Origin of the sequence: Stenotrophomonas sp. TWI273, assembly GCF_039674765.1 — a bacterium.
Lineage (GTDB): Bacteria > Pseudomonadota > Gammaproteobacteria > Xanthomonadales > Xanthomonadaceae > Stenotrophomonas.
The window spans coordinates 24,843-51,008 of the sequence record NZ_JBDJOA010000004.1 but is presented as its reverse complement, the minus strand read 5'-3'; the positions used below and the strand labels follow the sequence as shown (position 1 = coordinate 51,008).

General features: G+C 66.8%; 18 protein-coding genes. 4 read left to right on the top strand and 14 right to left on the bottom strand.

The window, feature by feature from the left end:
- Positions 1–36 precede the first annotated feature (36 nt).
- Positions 37–612: a TetR/AcrR family transcriptional regulator gene (locus ABE571_RS06645; protein WP_313210729.1), complete on the bottom strand. Its 576-nt coding sequence runs from the start codon at positions 610–612 to the stop codon at positions 37–39.
- Positions 613–694: 82 nt separating this feature from the next.
- On the opposite strand from ABE571_RS06645, the gene ABE571_RS06640 reads away from it, so the two are divergent.
- Positions 695–1,234 (top strand): thioesterase family protein, encoded by a 540-nt coding sequence (locus ABE571_RS06640; RefSeq protein ID WP_313210727.1) that lies wholly within the window; start codon positions 695–697, stop codon positions 1,232–1,234.
- A gap of 32 nt (positions 1,235–1,266) precedes the next feature.
- On the opposite strand, the gene ABE571_RS06635 is transcribed toward ABE571_RS06640, so the two are convergent.
- The 4 genes from ABE571_RS06635 to ABE571_RS06620 all read right to left on the bottom strand — a co-directional run bounded on the left by ABE571_RS06635 (position 1,267) and on the right by ABE571_RS06620 (position 7,334).
- Positions 1,267–1,938 (bottom strand): HAD family hydrolase, encoded by a 672-nt coding sequence (locus tag ABE571_RS06635; RefSeq protein ID WP_346493407.1) that lies wholly within the window; start codon positions 1,936–1,938, stop codon positions 1,267–1,269.
- Between the two features lie 15 nt (positions 1,939–1,953).
- Positions 1,954–2,286 (bottom strand): hypothetical protein, encoded by a 333-nt coding sequence (locus ABE571_RS06630; protein WP_346493406.1) that lies wholly within the window; start codon positions 2,284–2,286, stop codon positions 1,954–1,956.
- Positions 2,287–2,361: 75 nt separating this feature from the next.
- Positions 2,362–4,671, bottom strand: a complete 2,310-nt coding sequence (locus ABE571_RS06625; protein ID WP_346493405.1) for a patatin-like phospholipase family protein — start codon at positions 4,669–4,671, stop codon at positions 2,362–2,364.
- Positions 4,672–4,925: 254 nt separating this feature from the next.
- Entirely contained in the window at positions 4,926–7,334 is a 2,409-nt protein-coding gene (locus ABE571_RS06620; protein ID WP_346493536.1) for a prolyl oligopeptidase family serine peptidase, read from the bottom strand.
- A 273-nt stretch (positions 7,335–7,607) separates the two neighbouring features.
- Here ABE571_RS06620 and ABE571_RS06615 point away from each other — a divergent pair, with 273 nt between their 5' ends.
- The gene (locus tag ABE571_RS06615; RefSeq protein ID WP_346493404.1) at positions 7,608–8,384 is read left to right on the top strand and encodes a HipA family kinase; all 777 of its coding nucleotides are present in this window, start codon (positions 7,608–7,610) and stop codon (positions 8,382–8,384) included.
- Complete coding sequence (locus tag ABE571_RS06610) at positions 8,362–8,754, top strand: DUF3037 domain-containing protein (protein WP_313210715.1); 393 nt, start codon at positions 8,362–8,364, stop codon at positions 8,752–8,754. Before ABE571_RS06615 ends, ABE571_RS06610 begins: the two co-directional genes overlap by 23 nt.
- Positions 8,755–8,837: 83 nt before the next feature.
- Here the strand turns inward: ABE571_RS06610 and ABE571_RS06605 are convergent, their stop codons facing one another.
- The 7 genes from ABE571_RS06605 to ligA all read right to left on the bottom strand — a co-directional run bounded on the left by ABE571_RS06605 (position 8,838) and on the right by ligA (position 20,287).
- On the bottom strand, positions 8,838–11,330 hold the full coding sequence (locus ABE571_RS06605; RefSeq protein WP_346493403.1) for a membrane-bound PQQ-dependent dehydrogenase, glucose/quinate/shikimate family: 2,493 nt from the start codon (positions 11,328–11,330) through the stop codon (positions 8,838–8,840).
- 201 nt (positions 11,331–11,531) lie between these two features.
- Positions 11,532–14,231 carry a DNA gyrase subunit A gene (gyrA, locus tag ABE571_RS06600; protein WP_313210711.1) on the bottom strand — a complete coding sequence of 900 codons (2,700 nt, stop codon included), beginning with the start codon at positions 14,229–14,231 and terminating at the stop codon, positions 11,532–11,534.
- Between the two features lie 212 nt (positions 14,232–14,443).
- Positions 14,444–15,508, bottom strand: a complete 1,065-nt coding sequence (gene mtnA, locus ABE571_RS06595; RefSeq protein WP_313210709.1) for an S-methyl-5-thioribose-1-phosphate isomerase — start codon at positions 15,506–15,508, stop codon at positions 14,444–14,446.
- 43 nt (positions 15,509–15,551) lie between these two features.
- Entirely contained in the window at positions 15,552–16,274 is a 723-nt protein-coding gene (locus ABE571_RS06590) for a DUF3011 domain-containing protein (protein WP_346493402.1), read from the bottom strand.
- A 109-nt stretch (positions 16,275–16,383) separates the two neighbouring features.
- Entirely contained in the window at positions 16,384–17,328 is a 945-nt protein-coding gene (gene epmA, locus ABE571_RS06585) for an EF-P lysine aminoacylase EpmA (RefSeq protein ID WP_346462667.1), read from the bottom strand.
- Positions 17,325–17,810, bottom strand: a complete 486-nt coding sequence (locus ABE571_RS06580) for a GNAT family N-acetyltransferase (protein ID WP_313210703.1) — start codon at positions 17,808–17,810, stop codon at positions 17,325–17,327. The genes epmA and ABE571_RS06580 overlap by 4 nt, the downstream gene beginning before the upstream one ends.
- Before the next feature lie 14 nt (positions 17,811–17,824).
- Entirely contained in the window at positions 17,825–20,287 is a 2,463-nt protein-coding gene (gene ligA / locus ABE571_RS06575; RefSeq protein ID WP_346493401.1) for an NAD-dependent DNA ligase LigA, read from the bottom strand.
- A gap of 126 nt (positions 20,288–20,413) precedes the next feature.
- Here ligA and ABE571_RS06570 point away from each other — a divergent pair, with 126 nt between their 5' ends.
- Complete coding sequence (locus ABE571_RS06570) at positions 20,414–21,535, top strand: pyridoxal phosphate-dependent aminotransferase (RefSeq protein WP_313210699.1); 1,122 nt, start codon at positions 20,414–20,416, stop codon at positions 21,533–21,535.
- A 33-nt stretch (positions 21,536–21,568) separates the two neighbouring features.
- On the opposite strand, the gene zipA is transcribed toward ABE571_RS06570, so the two are convergent.
- Both zipA and smc read right to left on the bottom strand, forming a co-directional pair.
- Positions 21,569–22,306, bottom strand: coding sequence for a cell division protein ZipA (gene zipA / locus ABE571_RS06565; RefSeq protein WP_346493400.1), 738 nt, complete (start codon positions 22,304–22,306; stop codon positions 21,569–21,571).
- 47 nt (positions 22,307–22,353) lie between these two features.
- Positions 22,354–25,857 carry a chromosome segregation protein SMC gene (gene smc / locus ABE571_RS06560; protein ID WP_313210695.1) on the bottom strand — a complete coding sequence of 1,168 codons (3,504 nt, stop codon included), beginning with the start codon at positions 25,855–25,857 and terminating at the stop codon, positions 22,354–22,356.
- Positions 25,858–26,166 lie beyond the last annotated feature (309 nt).

The following is a 26,166-nucleotide window of genomic DNA, read 5'->3' as shown; positions in this document are numbered from 1 at the left end:
AAAGCGCGGCACTCCGGTTGCGGCAGGCCGACAGTCTCAGCGATCGGCGACCAGGGAAACAAGCTGCGCTGCGACGCGATCAAACGGGCCGATGTCGCGCGTGGCCCGGCTCATCGCCACCGCGCCCTCGATGCTGGCGATGATCATGGTCGCAATGCCGTTGGCCTGCTCGGGCGAGCGGCCACCGCGGGCCAGCGCTTCGGTCAGACGGGCTTCCCAGCGCGCAAATACCTCGGCCGCGGCCCGCCGTGCATCGTCGGGGGCATCGTCGATCGGCTCTTCGACCGCCGCCGCAAGCACCGGGCACCCCACGTGAAAATCCGAACGGATCAAGCGTTCGCGCCACGCTGCCAGGAACAGGTACAGCCCGTCGGGGGCCGCTCCCTGCAGGCAGGTATCGAGCAGCGCATCCACCTTGGTGCCCGCCAAGGTCGTGGCTTCGGCCAGGACCTGCTGCTTGCCGCCGGGGAAGTGGTGGTAGGTGGAGCCGAACGGCGCCTGCGCGCGCCTGGCGACCTCACGGACGCTGGAGGCATTGAGTCCGTAGGTGGCCAGCATTTCCGCGGCCGCAGCCACGACGCGCTGCGGTGCATCGGAATGACGTGCACTCATGAGCCGGACTCCTTGCTAAGACGAGTGTCATAGATTAGCGTATTTCGATTATGACACCTGTTATAGATGAGCGTCCCTGCCCATGAATCTCTGGTTCCGCCTCCTGTTCCTGCTGCTGTCCTCGCCATTCCGCCCGAAGTTGAGCGCGCCGTTCGCGGTGTCGCGCTTGAACTTCCGGGTGCTGCCCAACGACATCGACAGCAACCTGCACATGACCAACGGCCGCTATTGGACGATCTTCGACCTGGGCCGGCTGGATCTGGTGTTCCGGATGGGCCTGGGCCGGGTGGCATGGCGCTCCAAGTGGGCCCCGATCGTCAGCGGAGGCAGCATCCAGTTCCGGCGGGAGCTCAAGCCGTTCCAGCGCTTCGTGCTGGAAACCCGTCTGGCCGGCTGGGTCGGCACGCGCATCATCATGGAGCAGCGGGTGCTGATCGGCGAGGAGGAAAAGGTCGCCACGCGTGCCCTGCTGATCACCGGCATCTACGACCGCCGGCATCGCCGGTTCGTTTCCACCGATCAGATGATGGAGGCCATCGGCGCGCCCATCGTGCCTTCGCCGGAACTGAGCAAGGCCGCGCAGGCGTTGCTCGCGGCGGAAGTGGCGATGAAAGAGGACTGAGGCTCGCGCTGGTCGCGCAGTGACGGGAGCGCTCAGGCGTTGCGCCAAGGAAGGATCTGCGCCTTGGTCATCATCGTCTGTTCGATCAGGCGCAGGCACTTCTCCCCCGGGCTGACCAGATACCACTGCTCGCTGTTGCGCAGTAGCGGCAGGTCCGCGCGATGATCGGTGTAGGCCGTGCGCCACGGTGGCGGATAACCGCGCTCGGTCAGCATGGGAATCTTGTTGGCGCCAAGACAGTGTTTTTCGCTGACCCAACCGCCGACACACGGCCGCAGGGTCGAGGCGACCAGCGGTACGTCCTTCAGACCTTCGCGTTCCAGCAGCGCACGCGCCAACGGCTCCCAGCAGCCGGTGGCGATGACAACCTCGTCGCCCTGGGCAAGATGGTGGCGCAGTCGTTCAACGCCCTCAGGCAGGAACACAGGCTCCGGGCCGGCGAATACCTCGTCGGCATGCGCCACGGCAAGCCTGGCCAGCGCCTCGCGGCTGCGTCCGAACGTCGCCATCCACACGGCGAAACGTACCGGCCTCCGTCGCGTGCGCGGTAGTGCCCAGAGCGGCACCAGCACCGGCAGCGCGAGCATGACGCCGGCGATCCGCCACGGTTGGCGGCGCAGCAGACCTTTGAAGAACCGGCTTGCCGTTTCCCAGCGGGTCAGCGTCAAGTCGAAATCAAATACCACCACGGTGCGGTCTGACATCCGTATCAGCTCCTTTCAGAAGACGCCTTGCACCAGCAGTTTGTCGTCATCGGTCGGTGTGAGCACCAACCCGTAAGCCTCGTTTCCACGATGGAAGCCTGCCGAGCAGATCGCGTCCCAGCCCTGCCCGCAATCCACCTCGGGATGCGCGGCGAAGACGGGGTCACCCTCATTGTCCGGCGCACCGGCGATCCAGCCCGCTGTGAGCAGCAATGCCTTGGCCTGCGCGTACGGCATGCCGACGGTAAGACCGATCTGGGTCCAGGCTGCGGGCAACGCCGGGGCATCAGCGGCATGCACGTGGCCGGCGAACAGAAGCAGCAACAATGACAGGAACATCGGTTTCATCGGCATCACATCATGGGTGCGGCTGCACAGGATAAAGCGCGGGGCGCGCTGCGGGACGTCACTGCGCCTGTCAGCTCAGAACCCATCCAGCGTCCGCAGCAATGAGCCGAAGGTCAAATAGAACGAGTCGTGTCCACCCTGCGCGCGCCCATACCCCAGGAACACCGGCCCAAGGAACGTATCGGCACCGACGAACACGCTGCCCGCGGTCTGCATGCCATCAAGGCTGACATCCTCACGGCGCTGCCAGAACCCGCCCCACTCCACGCTGCCGCCGACGTACAGCGGGATGGTCAGCAGCGAATCGGCGTGCGCGACGCGACGGTAATACACCACCCGGGCCAGCGCGGTCTGCGGCGCGAAGATGGATTCTTCCGGGTACCCGGACAGATTGCCCAACCCGCCCAGGAAGCCGTAGGTGGCCAGCAGATCATCGCCGCCGTGTGCCGAGGAGGCGCGCAGCCCCCCCAGCCAGCGGTTGTGGCCGTGCGCCCATGCCCCATCCCACTGCACCCGCGTCACCGCCGCCGAATTGTCGGTGCCGAGCGCATCGAGATAGTGCTGGCGTGTCAGTGACACGCGCTGGCCGCGACTGGGGAAGGCCGAGCTGTCGATCGAATCGTGGCGCAGCTGCCAGCCGACGCTGCCCATGTCCGCGCGGTAATTGCCCAGCTCGGTCGGGTTGCCGACGTCCAGGCGCAGGCGCTCACGGCCGCGCTCGCCGAACAGCGCGATTTCCCAATCCGGATGTGGCGAATATGCCCAGCGCAGTCCACCCAGCCACTGGCTGTAACGGAACTCGGCGAGTGCGCCGCCGCGCATCAGCGCCAGGTCCAGATCGGTGGCGCGGTACTTGGCATAGGTGGACAGTGCATGCCGGCCACTACTGCCGAACGGCCGGTAGTACTCGGCGAACGCCTCTTCCACTTCGCCCAGCCCCAGGCGCAGCTTGAGCTCTGCGCCCTGCTCGCTGAGGCCGGTCCGGGTCAGCTCGGTGATCAGCTGGTAATTGCTGCTGCCGTCGAAGTCGTCGGACAGGCGCAGCGCGAAGTGCAGGAAATCCGGGCCCCAGCGTTTGTCCTGCGGAGCGAGCACCAGGCCCTGCTGCCCGTCGCGCTCCTCCAGCCGCCACTGCACCTGCTGGTAGCGACCTTCGCCGTAGGCCGTGGCCACCTTCTGCTCCACGCGGTCCGGCGCCAGCGGCTGGCCGACCTCCGGCTGCAGGCGCTGCTCGATATAGCGTGCGGTACGTGTCTTATCGCGCAGCACATCGATGAAGGCCACGATCGGCGTTTCATACGCCGGCGGCCGATGCTGGCGCTGGAAGGCGGCGTAGCGAGTATCGTCCACCTGGAATCGACGAACCGCCGCGACCTCAGCCTGCGCCGCCTGCTCACCGACACCGACGGCCTGCGGCGAGCGGTTGAAATCCTGGCTGCCCATGTCGCCCAGCGGCGGCGTGATCAGCAGATCCTGCGGGCCGAGCGTGGCCAACTGCGCCAGTACTTCGCGCTGCATCAGTACGCTGGCCATCTGGTGACTGATCGCCAACGGTGAATCCAGCTGCGCCTCGGTCATCAGCGGCGAGCCGACCCGCGACACGATCAACCGCTGCGCTTCCAGCCGCCGCGCTTCATCGATCGGGACATTGTCGACCACACCACCATCGACCAGCAGATGGTCCTCATAGCGCACCGGCGCGAACACGCCCGGCACCGACATGCTCGCGCGGATGGCCAACGCCAGGTCGCCCTGCGCGAACACCACCTTCTCGCCGCTGACGATATCGGTGGCGATGGCCCGGAACGGAATCGGCAAATGATCGAAGTCGCGCACCTGCCAGGTCGGCAGCAGCAGGCGGCGCAGCAGCATCTCCAGCTTCTGACCCTGAATCAGGCCCTGCGGGAACGCGATCTTGCCGTTGCTCAGGCCGACTTCGACGCCGCCCAGCAGGCGCAGGTCATCTTCCTTGCGGCGCATGCTGCGCTCATCGCGTGGCGGTTTGTCGCGCAGCACCTCGGCCCAGTCGATCCGGTCCAGCACCGCCTCGATCTCATCGGCGGTGTAGCCGGAGGCATACAGACCGCCGACCACCGCGCCCATCGAGGTGCCGACGATGCAGTCGATCGGTACGCGCTCGCGCTCGAGCACCTTGAGCACGCCGATGTGGGCCGCGCCGCGGGCACCACCGCCGCCGAGCACCAGGCAGGTGCGGGGGCGGTCGGGATCCTGCGTTGCCGAATCAACGGATGCTGGAGCGGTCTGCGCCACCGCCATGAGCGGGGCGCACGCCAGCGCTGCCAGGACGAACAGCCAGCGGCTGCACCCACGCCGCGTGGCAGTACCGGTGGGTTGTAGTGGTGACTGCTGCATTCGATCCCTCATTCCCCGGTCCACGCCCCCTGGTAATCCCACGAAGAACAGGGCGTTGGCAGCCCGGATCGTGGTGCGGTGACGGCGCCGACGACACCGCTGCCCGCCGGTCCCCACGACTGGATATTCATGCCTGCGTCCTTGTGGTCTGCCCCGAGTGTAATTCCATCACCCGCCCGGAACGCAGAACGGCCGCCCATCGAGGGCGGCCGTGGGTCTGATGCGAAGCGCAGCTGACTGATGAACGGCGCTACCGATGCCTCACCTCAGTGCTTGGCCGGCGGCGCATTCTTCACGTAGGTATCGAACCAGGTCAGCATTTCCGACACCAGCTGCTCATTGGATTCCAGCGCGGTGTACCAGTGCGGTTCGTGCGGCAGCATCACCAGGCGGGTGGTGCCCCCGTTGCCGCGGATCGCCTGGAACAGCTTGCGCGACTGGAACGGCTCGGTGCCCGGGTTGGCGTCATCCTCGCCGTGGACCAGCAGCAGCGGCAGCTTGATCTTGTCGGCATAGAAGAACGGCGAGGCCTTCAGGTACACGTCCTGCGCCTGCCAGACCGAACGGCGTTCGTTCTGGAAACCGAACGGGGTGAACGTCTTGTTGTACGAGCCGCTGGTGGCGACGCCGGCCTTGAACAGGTCGGTATGCGCGATCAGGTTGGCGGTCATCAGGCCACCATGGCTGTGACCGGTGACACCGATCCGGTTGCGGTCGACCACGCCCAGGTCCACCGCCTTGTCCACCGCAGCCTTGGCATCGGCCTCAAGCTGTTCCAGATACGTGTTGTAGGCGGTTTTCGGGTCGCCGACGATCGGGAACGAGGCGTTGTCGATGATCGCGTAGCCGGCCAGCAGCATCAGCCGGTACGGCGCCAGGCGGGTGAACGTCTGCTGCGAACCAGACACCTGTCCTGCCTGCGCGGCGTTGGCGAAGTCAGCCGGGTACGCGTACAAAATCGCCGGGACGCGCTGGCCTTCCTTGTAACCCGGCGGGGTGTACAGGGTGAACGACAGGTCCACGCCGTCGGCGCGCTTGTAGGTGACCAGGCGCTTCTTGATCTGGCGCACTTCCGGGGTTGGATCCACCAGGTGGGTCAGTGCGTCCGCTTTGGACACGAACTGCGCTTCGCCCGGCGTGGCGACGGCGACCCGCTCGCCCAGCAGGCGCACGAACGCATTCGGCGCATCGGTCACCGATTGGTGCCACGTGATCAGGTGGCCCGGGAGGGCGCTGAAGCCGATGAACTGCTCATAGGCATCGGCATCGCTGCGGAACAGGCGCTCGGTTTTCAGGCTGTCGAGGTTGAGGGCATCCAGGAAGGGACGATCCCCCTGCGGCGAAGCGCCCTGCCCGCGCAGGAACACGCTATTGCCTTCCTGGCGCACCACGTAGGCGCCGGTGGGCAGGCGCTGGTACACGAAATTGCCCGGGTCCTCGTACAGCTCATCACTGGAGAGATCCCACAGCAGGCGACCTTCCTGCTTCGGGTTGTCCACGTTGACGATGCGGGTCTGGCGCCAGTGGCGGTTCTCGTCGTTCTCGTCCAGGAAAGCGACGTCCGGCTGCGCGGTCCACGCCAGGCCTTCGAAACGCTGCGTGGTACGGGCGATCTCGGTCGGTTTGGCAGTAAACGGCGCCTTGAGCATCAGCACGCGGTCACGCTGCGGCACGGTGACTTTCCAATCGCCTTTGTCCAAGGCTTCGGCATACACCAGCGTGGCCGGATCGGTCGCGCGCCAATCGAAATCGCGCGGGCCTTCCGGTACGCCGTGAACCGGGACGCGGTCGGCCAGCGGCAGGCTGGCGATCGGCGTGCTGCGGCCGCTGGCGATATCCAGCACCGCCACGTCATTGGCGAAACGCTGGTAGGTCACCGCATGCGAGAACGGCGCCTTGAGCGTCCTGGTGAGTACGTGCACGCCATCCGGCGCGGACCCGACGCTGTCCAACAGCGCCGGGGCACCGACGGTACGCACCGTGTTGGAGGCGGTATCCACCACCGCCAGCTGCGATTGGCCGTAATAGGCGAACAGCGCTTCATCGTAGGCACTGGTCAGCGTATCGCGGGCCTCATAGGTGCTGCTCTCACCGGCAGTCCCCAGCGACTCCTGGATGTCCGGGCCGATCGCACCGTCCGCCGACGGTGCCGGGCCCTGCCTGGCGGGAACCAGCTTGACCAGCAACTGCTGGCTGCCACCGAGCCACTGCACGGTGCTGCCGAAGATCGGATTCAGCGCCACGTTCGGCACCTGGCGGACCTGGCCGGTGGCCGCATCGCCAACCCACAGCTGCACGCTGTCATCGGCCACGTTCTGGAACGCGAAGCGCTGGCCATCGGCCGACCATTGCGCCATGCCGGCGCACCCGTTGGGCAGCGCCACCTTGGTGGAGCGGCCGGTGGCGGTCTCCACCACGGTGAAGTCGCCCACGCACGGTGGTATGCCGTAGCCACCCGGGGTGTCGTGGCGGCTGCGGTTTTTCGGCTCCAGGCGCACACCGGCCAGCTTCAGGTACGGCTGGGCAACGCGGGTGATCGAAGGATAGGTCTGCGTGGTGGTCAGCAGCAGGCGCTGGCCGGTCGGATCGACACTGGGGGTCGGCGGCGGCGGTGCCTTGAGCACCTTGAGCAGGCTCTCCGGTGGTGTGGCGTAGCCACTGGCATGGGCGGGCATCGTGCCCAGCGTGGCGAAGGCTGTCACGGTGAACGCCGTGGACCAGAACGTACGAGCAAGCATGCGTGTCCCCTTGGATATGGTGGGAGCCGGCACGGCAGGGTCGTCGGTCGGCACGTCTCGAATCTAGCACTGCCGTCCTTCCCGAAGATGGGCCAGAAGAAATGGCCGGCGGCTTTTCACCTGATCCGGCAAAGCCTGCCGCAGGCGGCCATCGAGACCGGTATCGCGGTGCGGTACCCTTGTCGTTCAACTGCTTCCAGGTGCCCTGCTGTGCGGACCGTGCACGCCCTCCGATATGTCACCCCGCTGCGCGAAGGCGGCTCCCTGCCCGCCGTGGTCGAGACCGACGACGACGGCATGGTGGTGCTCAAATTCCGCGGCGCCGGCCAAGGGCCCAAGGCCCTGATCGCCGAACTGATCGCAGGTGAAATCGCCCGGACGCTCGGCCTGCCGATTCCGGAGATCCTGTTCGTCGAACTGGACCGCGAGTTCGCGCGGACCGAGCCGGACCCGGAGATCCAGGACCTGATCCGCGCCAGCGAAGGCCTGAACCTGGGCAGTGATTACCTGCCCGGCGCGATCAACTACGACCCGGCCGCGATGCAACCCGACGCCGAGCTGGCCTCGAAGATCGTGTGGTTCGATGCGTTCACCAGCAACGTGGACCGCACCGCCCGCAATCCCAACCTGATGGTGTGGTATCGCAAGCTGTACCTGATCGACCATGGTGCAGCGATGTACTTCCATCACGATTGGGCCAGTGCCGGCGAGGCCTGCAAGAAGCCCTTCGTGCTGATCCGCGATCATGTACTGCTGCCCGTCGCCACGCAGATTGCCGAGGTCGATGCCGGTCTCGCGGTGATGCTGCCCGATGCGGAGATCGAGCGCATCGTCGGCCTGGTGCCGGACAGCTGGCTGGTGGACGAACCCGCCTTCGACAGCCCGACCGCCTACCGCCAGGCGTACATCGATTACCTGCAACACCGTCTTCGCGTCCGCGCCGCCTTTGTCCAGGAGGCCGTCCGTGCCCACACTGCACACGTATGACTATGCGGTGATCCGCGTGGTGCCCCGCGTCGAGCGCGAGGAGTTCATCAACGTCGGGGTGATCGTGTCCTGCCCGGGCGCCAAGCACCTGGAAGCGGCGATCGAGCTGGATCTGGAACGGCTGCGCGCCTTCGCGCCGGCCCTGGATATCGAAGGCCTGCAGCCGTGGCTGGATGCCATCGTGGCAATCTGCCGCGGCGACGCGAACGCAGGCCCCATCGCGCAGTTGCCCGCGCGCGCACGCTTCCATTTCCTGACCGCCAAGCGCAGCTCGGTGGTGCAGATGTCGAGTACGCATGTGGGCCGCACCGCCGATCCGTCAGGTGTGGTGGCGCATCTGATGCGGAAGATGGTGCGGGTACCGGCGTAGCGCGTCGATCCTGACCAGCCACCGGGCAGAGCCCGGTGCTGTGTCACTGGCATTGCGGGCCGCGCGAACCGCGGCCCTGCCCCTCACCCCTTCGGCAGCGCGTAGGCGATCACGTAATCGCCTGCCGGGGTTTCCATGAAGTGGTGGCCGCCGGCCATGATGACCACGTACTGGCGCCCAGCAAATTCATAGATCATCGGGTTGGCCTGGCCGCCCGCGGGAAGCTTGGCATGCCACAGTTCCTTGCCGGTCTTCAGATCGATCGCGCGCAGCAGATCATCGGTTGCCGCCGCAATGAAGATCAGTCCACTGGCCGTCACTACCGAGCCCCCATTGTTCGGCGTACCGATTTCGATCGGCAGGCCGGAGCGGATGCCGAAGGGCCCATTGCCGCGCGCACTGCCGAACGGGCGGTCCCACAGCGTCTTGCCGGTGCGCAGGTCGACGGCGCGGATGCCGCCGTACGGCGGCTGCTTGCACAGCAGCTTGGTGAACGGCAGGCGCCAGCCGGCGTTGACGTCGATGGCATACGGCGTGCCCACCTGCGGATCCCCCGCGCCTTCCGCGCCGCCCTTGTCCGCTTTGACGTCCTCGCGCGGCAGCCAGCCCAGCTTGTCCGCCTTTTCGCGCGGCACCAGCCGGTTGTAGTTGGGCATGTCGTTGTAGTTGGCCACGATCACGCCGCGGCGCGGATCCACGGCAACGCTGCCCCAGTCCGAGCCACCGTTGTAGCCGGGATATTCGATGGAATGACGGTCCACGGTCGGCGGGGTATAGAAGCCTTCGTAGCTGGCTTCACGGAACTGGATGCGGCACACCAGCTGATCGATCGGGGTCATGCCCCACATGTCGCGCTCGGTGAGGTCCGGCTTGCGCAGCGTGTGATACAGCGAGAACAGCTGGGTCGGCGAACGCTGTTCCGGCTCGACGCCACCGGTGGGCACCTTGCGCTCTTCGGCCGGGGTCAGCAGCTTGCCGGTGCGGCGGTCGAGGATGTACATATCGCCCTGCTTGGTGGGCAGCAGCAGCGCCGGGACCTTGCCGGCGGCGGTCGGGTAGTCGATCAGGGTCGCCTGCGAGCCCATGTCGTAATCCCAGACATCCTTGCGCACCGCCTGGAAGTGCCAGGCCGGCTTGCCGGTGTTGACGTCGATCGCCACCAGCGAGGTGGCGTACCTGTTTTCGTTTTCGGTGCGCGAACCACTCCAGTAATCGCCGGCCGAGTTGCCCATCGGCAGGTAGACCAGGCCGAGTGCGTCGTCGCCGGTCGCGGTGGTCCACATGTTGGGGGTGCCGCGGGTATAGGTCTCACCCGGCGGCGGTGCGCCGTTGCGCTCCGGGCGGACCATGTCCCAGGCCCAGCGCAACTTGCCGGTGACGGCATCGTAGGCCTGGATCACGCCGGACGGCGCGTCGCGGCGCTGGCCATCCAGCACCTGGTGGCCAGTCACGATCACGCCCTGCACGATCGCCGGCGGTGAGGTGATGGAGACATAGCCGGCGGGGCTGTCGCCCATGCCGACGGTGATGTCGACCTGGCCGTTGTTGCCGAAGCCCGTGCACGGCTTGCCGGTCGCGGCATCGACTGCGATCAATCGACCATCCAGGGTGCCTTCGATGATGCGGGCGGCGCAGGCGCCGCGCGGCACCTGGGTCAGCACCGGCACGCCACTGGGGACGGCAAGATCGGCGGCGACATCGTTCAGCGCGGTGTCCTGCGCGGTAGCCGGCACTTCGTAGTAGGAGACGCCACGGCAGGCCGCGGTGTAGGGAATGGACTTGTCCTTGACCTTGGGGTCATAGCGCCAGCGCTCGGTGCCATCGGCGGCGTTGAGCGCGACCAGCTGGTTGCGCGCGGTGCACAGGTACAGGCTGTCGCCGACTTTCAGCGGCGTCGTTTCCGCGCCCCAGCGCTTCTCCGGCAGATCCCCGGTGCGGAACAACCAGGCCTGTTCAAGCTTGCCGACGTTGTCCGGGGTGATCTGCTGCAGGGGCGAGAAGCGCGTGGCGGCATTGTTGCGGCCATAGGCGGCCCAGTCGCCATCGACCGGACGGTCGGCCGGCTGCAGGGGCGCATCGGCGGTCGGAGTCAGGCCGGTGCTGGTCATCGGTTCGGGAAACGCGCCCTGCGCGGCCGTGACGCCGTGCGGCACGAAGGCCAGGGTGAAGGCGGCGACGAACACCAGCGCGAGCACGCCGGCGATGCCACGCGAGACCTTGCGCGAAACCGGACGATCCAGCGTGGGCAACAGCAGCGACAGCACGAAGCCGATGGCCACGATCAGGCCCAGGCGCGGCACCCAGCGCCAGTAATTGCTGCCCGACTCCCACCACGTCCACAGCAACGTGCCGACGAACACCAGCGCGAACCACAGTGCGCCGCTATAACGGCCCCGCCACAGCTGTACGCCGGAGATCAACAGGCCGACACCGGCCAGCACGTAGTACCAGGAACCACCGAGGCTGGCGAGCCAGGCGCCCCCCGCGGTGAATACAACGCCCAGCAACAGAATGACAATTGCCAGCACAGCCACCAGCCAATGGCGGCGGTGGCGGGTCTGCGTCGTGGTGGACATCGGTTTCTCCTGAAGCGCGAAGATCGCCGACGTTGCTGCCGGCCCCGCGGCTCTTATCCCACCGGGGTCGTGAACGTTGCGCGTTCTTTGCAGCGGTCGCCAACGTCGGCACAGCCGACGATGAAACCCGGCAAGTCCCTGCCCTCCAACGAAAAACGCCGGCGTAAGCCGGCGTTCTCCGTGTGACTCCCACTGGCAGGCTTACGCCTCCGGCGGTGCCACCACCGGGCTGGCCTCGACGGCTGCCGGTGCCTCTTCTTCCACACCCTCGTCCAGCGAAGCGTCCATGCGTTCAACGGCCTGGAGCTTCTCTTCCTTGGACAGACGGATCAGGGTCACGCCCTGGGTGTTGCGGCCGACGCGCGAGATTTCCGAACCACGGGTCCGCACCAGGGTGCCACCATCGGAAATCAGCAGCACTTCGTCGCGCGGCCCCATCAGCACCGCACGCACCAGCTTGCCGTTGCGCTCGGTGGTCTGGATGCCGATCACGCCTTGGGTGCCACGGCCCTTGCGCGGGTAATCCGGCAGCGGGGTGCGCTTGCCGTAGCCGTTCTCGGTCGCGGTCAGGATGTACAGCGCATTGTCGTCGTCAGCCCCGTTCTCGATCACGGCATCACCGCTGTCGATCACGGTCTCGTCGACCTGGCTCTCATCCTCGTTCTCGTCTTCACTGCCGCCCGCACTCTCGGCCACGATCAGACTGACCACTTCCTCGCCCTTGGGCATCTTGATGCCGCGCACGCCGGTAGCGGTACGGCCCATCGAGCGGACCTTGTCCTCACCGAAGCGCACGGTCTTGCCGTTGGAGGCGAACAGCAGGATGTCGCGCTCACCGTCGGTCAGGCCGACGCCGACCAGCGCGTCCCCCTCATCGAGGTTGATCGCGATCTTGCCGCGTGCCAGACGGAACGCGAACTCGCTGAGCGGGGTCTTCTTGACGGTACCGTTGCGGGTAGCGAAGAACACGAACTGGCCTTCGGCATACTCACGCACCGGCAGCACGGCCTGCACCCGCTCACCGGCTTCCAGCGGAATCCAGTTGATGATCGGGCGGCCACGGGCGTTGGAACCGGCTTCCGGCAGCTGATGCACCGGCAGCCAGAACACCTTGCCTGCGCTGGTGAAGGTCAGCAACGTATCGTGCGTGTTGACCAGCCACAGCTGTTCGATGAAATCCTCTTCCTTGGTCGACGCCGCGCTGCGGCCACGGCCACCGCGGCGCTGGGCCCGATAGGCACTGACCGGCTGGCGCTTGGCATAGCCGGCGTGCGACAGGGTGACCACCACGTCTTCCGGGGCGATCAGGTCGAGGATGTCCAGGTCTTCTTCGCTGTGGCGGATTTCGGTGCGGCGTTCATCACCGAACTCGGTACGCACGTTGATCAGCTCTTCGCGGATGACCTGCAGCAGACGGTCGGGATCTTCCAGGATTTCGATCAACCCGGCGATCACTTCCAGCAGCTGCTTGTACTCGTCGGTCAGGCGGTCCTGCTCCAGCCCGGTCAGGCGGTGCAGGCGCATTTCCAGGATCTGGGTCGCCTGGATCTCGGTCAGCTGGTAGCCGCCCTCGAGCAGGCCCACACCCTTGGGAAGATCATCCGGACGCGACGCTTCGGCACCGGCGGCGCCCAGCATCGAGCCGACCAGGCCCGGCTCCCACAGGCGGGCGAGCATGCGTTCGCGCGCTTCGGTGGGGTTCGGCGAGGTCTTGATCAGTTCGATCATCTCGTCGATGTTGGCCAGCGCGACGGTCAGGCCTTCCAGCACGTGCGCACGCGCACGCGCCTTGCGCAGCTCGAACACGGTGCGGCGGGTGACCACTTCGCGGCGGTGGCGCACGAAGGCCTCGAGCATCTGCTTGAGGTTCATCAACTGCGGGCGGCCATCGACCAGCGCCACCATGTTGATGCCGAACACCGACTCCATCTGGGTCTGCTGGTAGAGGTTGTTCAACACAACTTCCGCCGACTCGCCACGCTTGATCTCGATGAAGATGCGCATGCCGTCCTTGTCGGACTCATCGCGCAGTTCGCTGATGCCTTCGAGCTTCTTTTCCTTGACCAGCTCGGCGATCTTCTCGATCAACCGGGCCTTGTTCACCTGGTACGGGATCTCGGTCACGATGATCGATTCGCGGCCGTTGTCGGCCACTTCGACCTCGGCCTTGGCGCGGATGCGCACACGGCCACGACCGGTCCGGTACCCGGCAACGATGCCGGCGGTGCCGTTGATGATGCCTGCGGTCGGGAAGTCCGGGCCCGGGATGAACTCCATCAGGCCATCGACGTCGATCTCGGGATTGTCGATCAGCGCGATGCAGGCGTTGATCGATTCGGTCAGGTTGTGCGGCGGGATGTTGGTCGCCATGCCCACCGCGATACCGGCCGAACCATTGACCAGCAGGTTCGGGAACCGGGTCGGCATGACCGTCGGTTCCAGTTCCTTCTCGTCGTAGTTGGGCTGGAAATCGACCGTTTCCTTCTCGATGTCCGCCATCAGCTCATGGGTGAGCTTGGACATGCGGGCTTCGGTGTATCGCATCGCGGCGGCGGAGTCGCCGTCGACCGAACCGAAGTTACCCTGGCCATCGACCAGCATGTAACGCAGCGAGAACGGCTGCGCCAGACGCACCAGCGTGTCGTACACCGACTGATCGCCATGCGGGTGGTACTTACCGATGACGTCACCGACGATACGCGCCGACTTGAAGTAAGGCTTGTTGGCGTGCGCGTTGAGTTCACTCATCGCGAACAGCACGCGGCGATGCACCGGCTTGAGGCCATCGCGCGCATCCGGGAGTGCGCGCCCCACGATCACGCTCATCGCGTAATCGAGGTAACTCTTGCGCATCTCGTCTTCCAGGTTGACCTGGATGATTTCCTTGGCGGTTTCTGCCATTCGGGTTCCGTTGTCTGGTAGCGGTCCAGTCCGTCACGACCGCCCTTTCGGGGCGGTTGCGCCGGAATCTCGATTAACCGTTGGATTCTACCACAGCAGGCCATTTCCCGCCCGCTTTTACGGGGGTTTTACCGGCAAGAATCAGGAACTTACGGGAGCGTTGCCGGCCGACGGGCGCCCGGGCCGGAGCCCTGCCGACCCACGCCCGCCCATTACCCCCCGAACGCGGCCTGCATGTTCGCCGTGGTCGGGTTCAGGATCACCCCACGCTCGGTCACGATGGCATCGATCAGGCTGCCCGGGGTGACATCGAACACCGGGTTCCAGGCGGCGATGCCCTCGGCCACGGTGCGGGTGCCGCCCACGCCGTACAGCTCGCCCGGGTCACGCTGCTCGATCTCGATCTGCTCGCCGTCGGCGGTGTCCATATCCACCGTGGAGGACGGCGCCACCACCATGAACTTCACGCCGTGGTGGCGGGCGGCGATGGCCAGCTGGTAGGTGCCGATCTTGTTGGCGGTGTCGCCGTTGGCGCAGATGCGGTCGGCGCCAACGATCACCCACTGCACCGCGCCGGTCTTCATCAGGTGCGAGGCCGCCGAATCGGCGATCAGGGTGGCATCGATGCCATCCTGCTGCAGCTCCCAGACGGTCAGGCGCGCGCCCTGCAGCCACGGCCGGGTTTCCCCGGCGAAGACCTTGGCGATGCGGTGCTGGGCCATGCCGGCGCGGATCACGCCCAGCGCGGTGCCGAACCCGGCGGTGGCCAGCGAGCCGGTGTTGCAATGGGTCAGCACGCCGCTGCCCGCCTCGATCAAGCCAGCGCCCAGCGCGCCCATGTGACGGTTGGCGGCCAGGTCCTCCTCGGCGATCGCCTGGGCCTCGGCGGCCAGCAGCTCACGCCAGTCGGCACCGGCCGGGCCCAGCGCGCGGCGCATCCGGGCCAGCGCCCAGGCCAGATTCACGGCGGTCGGGCGGGAGGCATTGAGGCGCTGGAGGGCCGGTTCCAGCTTCAGCAGCGCCTGGGCGCCATCATCGGCCTGGACCTCGTTGGCCGCCAGCACCACGCCCCAGGCGGCGGCAATGCCGATGGCCGGCGCGCCGCGTACGGTGAGCGCGTGAATGGCCTCGGCCACGGCGTCACTGTCGCGGCATTCCACGTGCTCCACCACGAACGGCAGCTTGCGCTGGTCGAGCAGTTGCAGGGTATCGCCGGTCCACAGGATCGGGCGGATATGGTCGTAACGGGCGTAGTCGATGTCGGTGGATGCGTTCATCGGGCCATTGTAGCGGCGCGCCGATGCGGGCGGAATCGCGTGCTCAGTTGACCGCGAACTCGGCGCGGCAGCCCTTGTCCACCCACACCCCGCGGCTGTCCCAGCCCCAGCTGCTGCCCTGCTCGCAGGGCGTGCCGGAGAGCTGCTTGTTGAGCGTGGCACCGTGGGTGATCCCGGCACCACAGAAGCGGCGCTGACGGGATTTGGATTCGCAGACGAGAATGCGCGGCACGTTGAGGAAGCCGCTGCCATCGGCGGCACCGACCTCGAACTCGCCCTGGCAACCGCGGGTCACCCAGATCTCGTTGCGGCGGTAGCCCCAGCTGTGGCCTTCGCGGCAGGGCAGCGAGGTGAGCTGGCGAAGCAGACGCACCGGCGCACCCTGCAACACCACCGGACAACTCTGCGGGCGGCCATTGGATTCGCAGCGCACGACGCGGCGCGTGCGACGCTCTCCATCGCTGCGGGTCGCCGCCATGGCCGTGCGTGCGCGGAACTCGGCGCGGCAGCCCAGCGTGACCCAGACGCCGGAGCGATCGGTGCCCCACTCCGAGCCACGCACACAACTGTTGTCGGAGAGCTGGCGGATCAGATCCACGCCGCGCTCGGTGGGAATATCGCAGTGCACCCATCCCATATCGCGCGATTCGCAGCGCACCACTTCGCCGGCGTAGCCGCCCGCCTGCGCGAGGGCCGTCTCCGGCATCAGCGCAGTCCACAGCAACACCGGCCACAAGGGCATGCCCGCGCCTACCAACAGCTTCATCAACTCGATCCCTGCCACGCCTGAACGATCACCTGACCACCTTCGGACATCCGGTGTGATCAGAGCATCATCATGCAGGCCGCGCAAGACGCGAATGCGTCAAAACGCCTCAAGCGTGGGCGAAATCCAGGGCCAGTACATCGGCGATCCGGCCGGTGCGGTTCATCGCCATCAACAAGCGGTCCACACCGACCGCGACACCCGCGCAATCGGGCAGTTCCGGCAAGGCCGCGAGCAGGTGTTCATCCACCGGGGGCAGCACATCGCCACGTGCGGTGCGTATCGCATGGTCGCGCTCGAAGCGAGCGCGTTGTTCAGCCGCATCGTTCAGCTCGTGATAGCCGTTGGCCAGCTCCACATTGCCCAAGTAGAGCTCGAAACGCTCGGCCAACGCGGGCGTGCCGGGGCGGATCCTCGCCAGTGCCGCCTGGGTGGCCGGCCAGTCGTGCACCACCGTCATCGTGTCGTCACGGAAGTGCGGCTGGATGCAGTGGGTCATCAGCAGATCGAGCCAGTCGTCGCGGGTGAGCCCATCGGCATCGATGCGGATCTCGGCCAGCGGCGCCTGCAGCTGTTCCAGGCTGGCCTGGAACGGGTCCAGCCCGATATGCCGCTGGTAGAGACCGCGGTAATCGATGACCTCCAACGTGGCCTCGCGCTGGACCAGCTGCAGCGCGGCGCGCACCAGCTCGGCGGTCTCGCCCATCAAGCGGCGGTGATCCCAGCCGACCCGGTACCACTCCAGCATGGTGAACTCGGGGTTGTGGCGGCCACCGGCCTCGCCATTACGGAACACGCGGCCGAGTTCGTAACAGTCCCCCACCCCGGCGGCGAGCAGCCGTTTGAGGGGAAACTCCGGCGAGGTGCGCAGCCATCGCTGCGGCGTGCCTGCATCCACGTGCCCACTGAAACGGGTGTGGAAGCTGTCGATGTTCGGCTCGGTATTGCCGGCGGCGGAGAGGATCGGCGTTTCCACCTCCAGGACATCGCGCGCGGCGAAGAAGCTGCGGATCAGCGCGTTGAGCACGGCTCGCTGGCGCAGCGCGGCGATCATGCGCGCGCGTCCTTCAGGCGCTGGGCCAACGGCAGCGTCAGCAGATCGCGGGTGTCATCCACATAGCCGGTGGCCAGGTACAACCGGCGCGCCAGTTCGTTGTGGTGGTTCACTTCCAGGCGCATGCGTTCCACGCCCCGCGCATTGGCACGCTGCTCCAGAATCGCCAGCGCCTGCTTGCCGCGCCCGCGGCCGCGCGCGGCATGGGCCAGGTAGAGCTCGTCCAGCAGCGCGAAGTGACCGCCCTGCTCGAGGCTGAAGCCCATCGCCAGGGCACCGTAGCCCACCACCGTGCCCGCCTCGTCCAGCCACAACAACACTTCGCCATTGCGCGGATCTTCCAGCAGTGCGGCCAAGGCAGTGCGCACGCGGGTGTCGTCGAAATCGAGTTTGTCCTCGGCGTAGAAATCGCGCATCAGCCCGATCAACAACGCGGTGTCAGCCACGGTGGCCAGACGGAAATCAAGGGGAATGGTCTGCATGCGATCTCTCTTGTTCAATACTTCGCGAGGAAAGCGACCAGCTGGTCTTCATCCCAGACCGGCACGCCCAGTTCCTGTGCCTTGGTCAGCTTGGACCCGGCCTCGGCACCCGCCACCACGAACGAGGTCTTCTTGGACACACTGCCGGCCACCTTGGCACCCAGTGCTTCCAGGCGCGCCTTGGCGTCATCGCGATTCATCTGCGACAACGTCCCGGTCAGCACAGCGGTCTGGCCCTCCAGCGGACCTGCTGCCTGCTCGGCCTGTTCCGGCGCCAGCGCCAGCAGTTTCTGGCGGTAATCCTCGGCCTTGAGCAGCATCGGCCCATGGCCCTCGCTGTCCAGCCAGTCGGCCAGGCCCATGGCCACCTCGTTGGGCAGGCCAGCGGCCACAAAGCGCACCGCCTCGGCATCCAGCACCGCGGCAGCGTCCGGCAGCATGGCGACCAGCTTCTCGGCGCGCAGGCGGGTGATGCCCGGAATCTCCGCCTCGACCAGCAACTGCGCGAAATCCAGACCCTCGCGCAGCTTGGCGATCGGCGGGTGCACATCGCTGATGCGTACCTGACCGACCTGCAGCAAGGCATCGATCGCCTCCTGGTTGCCGGCCTGCTCGAAGAAGTGGCCGAGCGAGCGCGCGACTTCGCCGCCAATATCGGGCACGCGCTTGAACAGCGGCCACGGCAGGTGGCGGATCAGCTGCAGATCGCCGAACCAGGTGGCCAGGGCCTTGGCGGTGCTTTCGCCTACGTGCTCGATGCCCAGCGCGAACAACAAGCGCTCCAGCGTGGTGGTGCGGCTGGCGTCGATGGCGGCGATCAGGTTGTCGGCCCACTTGGTGGCGATCTTTTTCGTGTTCCAGGTGAACGTGGTCGGCATCGCCAGCGCCTGTGCGCGCCATCCCGCATCGCTGCCATCCAGCTTGAGCAGACCGCGCAGATAGTCACCGCTGCCTTCCGGCGGCAGATGCAGGCCGATCTGGCTGGCCAGCGCCTCGGGCGACTCGGCATCCAGCACCAGCTTGAGCTGCAGCAGTTGATCGCGCTGCAGGCGGTACAGATCCGCCACGCCGCGCACGATGCCGGCATCGACCAGCGTCTCGATGTACTTCCCGCCCAACCCGTCGATATCCATCGCACGGCGCGAGGCGAAGTGCGCGATGGCTTCCTTGCGCTGCGCCGGGCAGCTCAACTCACCCGAGCAGCGCCAGGCGGCCTCGCCCTCTTCGCGGACGATCTCCGAACCGCATACGGGGCACTGCGAGGGCATCTGCCACGGCGTGGTACCGGCGGGGCGGCGATCGGCGATGACGCTGACCACTTCCGGGATCACATCGCCGGCGCGGCGCACGATCACCGTATCGCCGACACGTACATCCAGACGCGCGATCTGATCGGCGTTGTGCAGCGTCGCGTTGGACACGATCACGCCGGCCACGGCCACCGGTGCCAGCCGCGCCACCGGGGTCGCCGCGCCGGTCCGGCCGATCTGGATCTCGATCGCCTCCACCGTGGTGGTCTGCTCCTGTGCCGGGAACTTGTGTGCGATCGCCCAGCGCGGAGCACGCGCGACGAAGCCCATCTGTTCCTGGCCGGCACGGTCATCGAGCTTGTAGACCACACCGTCGATATCGAAGGCCAGGCCATCGCGGCGCTCGCCAATGTCACGGTAATAGGCGAGCAGCCCGTCCGCACCTTCCACCACCTGGCACAGGTCGCTGACCGGGAAGCCCCATGCACGCAGCTGGGCCAGCGTGGCCGAATGGGTGGGCGGCAGTTCACCGCCGTCGACCTGGCCGATGCCATAGGCGTAGAAACTGAGCTTGCGCCTGGCGCTCATCTTCGGATCCAGCTGGCGCAGCGAGCCGGCCGCGGCATTGCGTGGATTGGCCAGCACCTTGCCGTCATGCAGCCGGGCATCGGCGTTGTAGGCCTCGAAATCAGCGCGGGCCATGTAGACCTCGCCGCGTACTTCCAACACCTCGGGCCAGCCTTCGCCTGTGAGCGCCTGCGGGATCACGCTGATCTGGCGCAGGTTGGCACTGACATCCTCACCGGTGGCGCCATCACCCCGGGTTGCGCCTTGGACGAAGCGGCCATTCTCGTAGCGCAGGCTGATCGCCAGGCCGTCGAGCTTGGGTTCGGCGGAGAAGTAAAGCGTGCGCCGGCGCAGGCGCTCGCCGATGCGGCGCACGAAATCCTGGACTTCCTCATCGCTGAAGGCGTTGCCCAGCGACAGCATCGGCACCGCATGGCGAACCTCGGCGAAGCGCGAAGAGGCTTTGCCACCCACCTGCCGGGTGGGCGAGTCTGCGGTGATGAGCTCGGGGTGCGCCTGCTCGATCGCTTCCAGCTCGCGCACCAGCCGGTCGTACTCGACGTCGGGAATCAGCTGCTCGTCGCGCTCGTGGTATGCCTTGCCGGCATCCTCGATCTGGCGGCGCAGGACGTCGGCACGTGCGGCGGGGCTGGGGGTCATGCGGAAGGCGATCCTGGCGGGGCATTCAATTTTACCCCTCCCCCCGCTCCTGCGCGCAGTGAAGAATGCTTGCCGCCGATTCGCAGTGGCGCTAGGTTGCGTCGAACCCCTCTTTGCCGGTGCACCGTGAGCCCTGCCCTTGCCGCTTCCCGTCGCTCGTTTCTGCAACTGGCCGGTACCGGCCTGGCGTTGTCCGGCCTGGGCGTACTGCCTGCGTCGGCCACGCCGTCGCGCGCGCTCCCCGCCAGTGCGGGACCGGTGCTGCTGAACTTCAACGAGTGCCCCTATGGGCCATCGCCTGCCGCGCAGGCCGCGGCACGTGACATCGTCGCCGGCAGCGGGCGGTATCTGTTTGCTCTGGCGGGCGAGCTGCGCGATCTGTTCGCCCAGCAGGAAGGCATCGGCAAGGATCACGTGCGGCTGTATCCGGGCTCCAGCGAGCCACTGAACCGGGCGGCAGTGCTCTGGACCTCGCCTGGTGCGGGGCTGGTGGTCGCCGATCCCACCTTCGAGGCGCTGGGCGATCTTGCCGCTGCGCGTGGGGCCACGGTGGTCAAGGTGCCGCTGCGCGCCGACGGGGCACACGACGTGCGTGCGATGGCGGCGGCTGCCGCGACGGTCAATGCCGGCCTGCTGTACCTGTGCAACCCCAACAATCCCACCGGCTCGATCACCCCGACGGCCGACATCGCCTGGCTGCTGGCCAACACGCCTGCGCAGACCCGGGTGCTGGTCGATGAGGCCTACCTGCAGTACAGCGAACAACGCTCGGTGATCGCCCAGGTGATGCAGCGCGATGACGTGATCGTGCTGCGCACCTTCTCCAAGCTCTACGGGATGGCCGGACTGCGCCTGGGCGTGGCGGCTGCGCATCCGGATCGGCTGAAGGAACTGGCCAGCCTGGGCGACAACCCGTTGCCGGTCACGGCGGTGGCCGCCGGGCTGGCGAGCCTGCGCGATCCCGGGTTGATCGCGCAGCGCAACGCGGAGAATGCCCTGGTGCGGCAGGAGACCATCGGCTGGCTGGGCAAGCGCGGTTTTACCTGCATGCCTTCCGAAGCGAACTGTTTCGTGGTCGATGTGCAGCGTGACGGCGCAGCGTTTTCCGCAGCGATGGCCAAGCGCGGCGTGGTCATCGGCCGCAGCTGGCCGATCTGGCCGCAGCGGGTGCGGGTAACGGTCGGCACCGAGGCCGAGATGGCGCGGTTCCGCGAGGCGTTCGAGGCGGTGGTCAGCCGCAACGGGTAAATGGAGAGCCGACCGTTGGTCGGCTCTCCTTGATCACCAGCGCGGCGCTTTGGTGAGCGGCGGGGCCTGGTGCTGGCGGTCGTAGGCGCGCAGCTCGTCGCGGATGTGCGCGATGCGCTGGCGGCCCAGGGCGTTGCGGCTGTCATCGAGCACCACGCCGTCGAGCAGTTCGCCCATGCGCTGCACGGTCGGCAGCATCTTTTCCCAGGCGTCCAGCGCGGTCAGCGGCGCCGGCAGGGTCAGGAAGAAGGCGATCGCCGGCGTTTCCATCTCGCGGATGTTGGCCATGTCGAAACTGCCCGGCTTCATGATGCTGGCCATCGAGAAGATCGGGCCGCGCTCAGGATGGCCTTCGACCAGACGGTGGAAGACATTCATGTGGCCGAACACCAGGCCGGTCTTTTCCGCAGCGACGACGATGTCTTCGCCACGCAGCTGCTCACCAGCACGGGCGGCCACGAACAGCGAGACGATCTTGTCGAAATCCTGGGTGGTGCGCTTGCCAAGGTCACTGGCCGCACCGGCATCCACCTCGGGCAGGCCGAGTTCGGGCTGGGTCACGCCGTCTTCGCCCACCACGGGCGCGGCGCCGTCGGCCGGGCTCTCGCCCTCGCCCAGCACGGGCTCGCGGCGCTGGCCGTTGGCGCCTTCGGCACCCTCGACGCGGCGGCCTTGCATTTTCTTTTTCGGACGGCCAAACAGGAAGATCGCAGCGATCAACAGCAGGCCGGCGGCCAGGATGCCGATGCGGAGCAGTGCCATGTCGGACATTCGGGAGGTTCTCCGGCTAAATCATTCAGGTACTTAAGGATGGCACGTCACGCCGCGCCCGCCAATCGTGCGGCTTCCTCCAGGTCGACACTGACCAGTCGGCTGACGCCCGGTTCGCGCATGGTCACGCCGGAAAGCTGGTGCGCAGCCTCCATCGTGGCCTTGTTGTGGCTCACAAACAGGAACTGAACCTTCTCGCTCATTTCCTTGACCATGTTGGCCAGGCGGCCGACGTTGGCTTCGTCCAGTGGCGCGTCCACCTCGTCCAGCAGGCAGAACGGCGCCGGGTTGAGCTGGAAGATCGCAAACACCAACGCCACCGCGGTCATCGCCTTCTCGCCACCGGACAGCAGCGAGATGCTCGACACCCGCTTGCCCGGCGGCCGCGCCATGATCGCAACACCGGTGTCGAGCAGGTCTTCACCTGTCAATTCCAGATAGGCGTGACCACCCCCGAACAGACGCGGATAGAGCTGCTGCACGCCGGCGTTGACCCGGTCGAAGGTGTCCTTGAAGCGGCCGCGGGTCTCGCGGTCGATCTTGCGGATCGCGTCTTCCAGGGTTTCCAGCGCGGTGGTGAGGTCTGTGTTCTGCGCGTCCAGATACTCCGAACGCTGCGAGGCCTCGCCGTATTCCTGGATGGCGGCCAGGTTCACCGGCTCCAGGCGGCGCATGCGGCCGTCGATCTGATGGACCGTCTGCTCCCAGTCGGTGATGCGTGCATCCTCGGGCAGGCCGTTGATCACATCCTGCAGCACGAAGCCGGCCTTCTCCACCGAGGCCGACAGCTGGTCGGCGCTGAGCACCAGCGCCTGCTGGTCGAGCTTGCGCTGGGAAATTCGCTCGCGTTGGGCAAGCGCCTGTTCGTCGCGCTGATGGCGGGTCTGTTCAAACGTGCGCAGCTCGGCATCGATGCCATCCAGCAGCGTGCGCGCCTCGCCCAGCACCCGGTCGGCACGCACGCGCTCACCCAATGCGTTCTGGTGTTCGGCTTCGAGCGTCTTGACCGGCGAATCGCCTTCGTCGAGCTGCGAATGCAGTTCGCCCAGGCGCGTATCCAGCTGCCCGCGCTGCGTACTCATGCGCTCCAGTGCCTGGCTCAGCGAGGCGATCTGCGCCCGCTGTGATTCCAGGGTCAGTGCCAGCGAGTGCGCCGCTTCGCGTACGTTGCGGGCCTGGTCACGCGCCTGGTCGCGCGCATCGGTGAGCTGGCGGCGCTCGCCTTCCAGCGCCGCGCGGACCGATTCCAGATCCCCCATGCTGGTGACCGCATCGTCCAGGCGCGCGCGTGCTTCACGCACCTGCTCACGGCCGGCATCCAGCGTTTCCAGCAGCTGCACCAGTTCGCCTTCGATACGATCGATGCGGGTTCGGGCGGCTTCCACCTTGCCCTGCTGGCTCTGCAACTGCCCACCAAGTTCGGACACGCTGCGATGCGCCAGATACAACTGGCGCTGCGCGTCTTCGCGCTGCTGCTCACCGGCCAGCAACTGGTCACGGAAACCGGACAACTGCTGTTCCAGGGCCGCTTCGCGGTCCTGCAACGTTTCAATCTGCTCGCGCAGGGTGACGATCTCGCGTTCACGCAGCAGCGCGCCCTGCTTGGCCGCGCCGGAGCGCGACACGCGCACCCAACCTTCACCCAGGCGCTCGCCACCGCGGGTAATGACCGAATCGCCCTCACCCAGCGTCGCCTGCAGTGCACGCGCGGCCTCGAGATCCTCGGCGGCATGCAGGCGCGCAAGCAGGCGACGGATCGCGGTGGGGCCCTGTACCTTCGCGGCCAACGAGGTCGGCGCGACGTCCAGCGCGTCCTGCTCGGCCGAGACCAGCGCGATGCGGCCTTCGCCGAGTTCGCCCAGCGCATCCACCAGCGTTTCCGGTGCATCGACCAGCACACCTTCGATCAGCTGACCGAGCGCGCTTTCCACGGCGTTTTCCCAGCCACTCTCCACGGTCAGGCGCTCACCGACGCGCGCGCCGGAGTCCAGCCCCCGCGCCTTCAGCCATGCCACCGCCGCGCCCTGCTCCTGGCCCAGCGCGGCCTGCTGCAGGGTTTCCAGCGAAGACAAACGGCCGCGTGCGGCCTGGGCCTGCTTGCGGATCTCAGCCAGCTCGGTCTGCCCGGTGCGCTGGCGATCCTGCAACCCGGCCACGGCGTGTTTGCGTTCTTCGACCTGCTCGTTGAGCGTGTCCAGCGAGGCCTTCTGGGTCTCGTGCTGGATGTGCAGCTCCTCGAACACCTCGGCCAATGCGTCCAGATCCAGCCCGGCACGTTCGGCCTGCAGCGACTCGCGGCGACGGTCGGCTTCCAGCACCTGGCGGTCCAGATAGTCCACGCGGGTGCGCTCGACTTCCCCGGCACGCGAGGCCTCGGAGGTGCTGCGGGTGTGGCTTTCCCAGCGCTGCTGCCAATCGGCCAGGCGCGCCTCGGCATCGCGCAGGGCTTCCTGTTTGATTTCGTTCTCTTCCTGCAGCTGCTCCAGGCGCGGCTCGGCGTCATCGACCGCCTCGCGCAGCACCATCAGCTTGGCCTCATCGCCACTGATGTGCTGGCCCAGATCGGCCAGCGCCTGCTGGGCTTCATCGCGCGCCTTGTTCAGTCGCTGCGACATCTCGCGCTGATGCTGGATCTGCTGCTCCAGGCGCGCCAGGGTGCTGCCGACCTGGTACACCTCGGCCTGCGCGGTGTTGAGCGCATCGGAGGCTTCTTCTCGGCGCAGCCGGCTGGTTTCAATGCGCGCTTCGGCGTCGCGCTGTTCGGCGATCAACTGCTGCAGGCGCGTTTCCTCGCGCGACAACGCTTCGCGCAGCCCGCCCAGGCGCCCATCCAGGCCGCGGTACTCCAGCGCCTTCCACTCGGCATCCTTGACCTTGCGCTCTTCCTGCAACGCCTGGTACTGCTCGGCCTGGCGCGCCTGGCGCTTGAGGTGCTCGAGCTGCTTGCCGATTTCCTCGCGCAGGTCGCCCAGGCGATCCAGGTTTTCGCGGGTGTGCCGGATGCGGGTTTCGGTTTCCTTGCGGCGCTCCTTGTACTTGGAGATGCCGGCGGCTTCTTCCAGATACACACGCAGATCTTCGGGCCGGGCCTCGATGATCTTGCTGATCATGCCCTGCTCGATGATCGAATAGCTGCGCGGCCCCAGGCCGGTGCCGAGGAACAGATCGGTGATGTCGCGGCGGCGGCACTTGGTGCCGTTGAGGTAGTAGTTGCTGCTGCCGTCGCGGCTGACGGTGCGCTTGACCGAGATCTCGTTGAACGAGGCGTACTCACCGGTGATGGTGTGGTCGGTATTGTCGAAAATCAGTTCGACGGCGGCCTGCGAGACGGGCTTACGGGCGGAGGAGCCGGAGAAGATGACGTCGGTCAGCGAGTCGCCGCGCAGGCGGCTGGCGGAGCTTTCGCCCATGACCCAGCGCACGGCGTCGATGATGTTGGATTTGCCACAGCCATTGGGGCCCACCACGCCGGTCATGTTGGTCGGCAGGTGCAGCGTGGTCGGATCGACGAAGGATTTGAATCCGGACAGCTTGATCGTGGACAGACGCATGGCGTGATGGTTTTCCGGGCGAAGGCCTGAAGCGACCCCCACCATGGTGGATTACGGAGCGGATTTACCCTTCAAGCCATTGATGTTGCAGGGTTTCAATGGCCCCGGGGGCGACGCGATAGCCTGAGTATAACGGGGCGGGTGTTCGGCGGGCTGCGTGGCTGGTGTTGGCCGTGGCCGTGTAGCGGTAGGCAGAGCCAGAGCAGAACCGGCATTTCAGGTTGGTGCGTGGCGGGACGGCGCGGGAGAGCCACGCCATGCGTGGCTGGGGGACGGGGAAGCAAGAACATCCACGCATGTCGTGGATCT

What these genes read in the sequence shown, in the direction of transcription:
- ABE571_RS06645 (WP_313210729.1), bottom strand. Translation starts at nt 612, where the DNA reads ATGAGTGCACGTCATTCCGATGCACCGCAGCGCGTCGTGGCTGCGGCC.
- ABE571_RS06640 (WP_313210727.1), top strand. Translation starts at nt 695, where the DNA reads ATGAATCTCTGGTTCCGCCTCCTGTTCCTGCTGCTGTCCTCGCCATTC.
- ABE571_RS06635 (WP_346493407.1), bottom strand. Translation starts at nt 1,938, where the DNA reads ATGTCAGACCGCACCGTGGTGGTATTTGATTTCGACTTGACGCTGACC.
- ABE571_RS06630 (WP_346493406.1), bottom strand. Translation starts at nt 2,286, where the DNA reads ATGAAACCGATGTTCCTGTCATTGTTGCTGCTTCTGTTCGCCGGCCAC.
- ABE571_RS06625 (WP_346493405.1), bottom strand. Translation starts at nt 4,671, where the DNA reads ATGAGGGATCGAATGCAGCAGTCACCACTACAACCCACCGGTACTGCC.
- ABE571_RS06620 (WP_346493536.1), bottom strand. Translation starts at nt 7,334, where the DNA reads ATGCCCGCCCATGCCAGTGGCTACGCCACACCACCGGAGAGCCTGCTC.
- ABE571_RS06605 (WP_346493403.1), bottom strand. Translation starts at nt 11,330, where the DNA reads ATGTCCACCACGACGCAGACCCGCCACCGCCGCCATTGGCTGGTGGCT.
- gyrA (WP_313210711.1), bottom strand. Translation starts at nt 14,231, where the DNA reads ATGGCAGAAACCGCCAAGGAAATCATCCAGGTCAACCTGGAAGACGAG.
- mtnA (WP_313210709.1), bottom strand. Translation starts at nt 15,508, where the DNA reads ATGAACGCATCCACCGACATCGACTACGCCCGTTACGACCATATCCGC.
- ABE571_RS06590 (WP_346493402.1), bottom strand. Translation starts at nt 16,274, where the DNA reads ATGAAGCTGTTGGTAGGCGCGGGCATGCCCTTGTGGCCGGTGTTGCTG.
- epmA (WP_346462667.1), bottom strand. Translation starts at nt 17,328, where the DNA reads ATGATCGCCGCGCTGCGCCAGCGAGCCGTGCTCAACGCGCTGATCCGC.
- ABE571_RS06580 (WP_313210703.1), bottom strand. Translation starts at nt 17,810, where the DNA reads ATGCAGACCATTCCCCTTGATTTCCGTCTGGCCACCGTGGCTGACACC.
- ligA (WP_346493401.1), bottom strand. Translation starts at nt 20,287, where the DNA reads ATGACCCCCAGCCCCGCCGCACGTGCCGACGTCCTGCGCCGCCAGATC.
- zipA (WP_346493400.1), bottom strand. Translation starts at nt 22,306, where the DNA reads ATGTCCGACATGGCACTGCTCCGCATCGGCATCCTGGCCGCCGGCCTG.
- smc (WP_313210695.1), bottom strand. Translation starts at nt 25,857, where the DNA reads ATGCGTCTGTCCACGATCAAGCTGTCCGGATTCAAATCCTTCGTCGAT.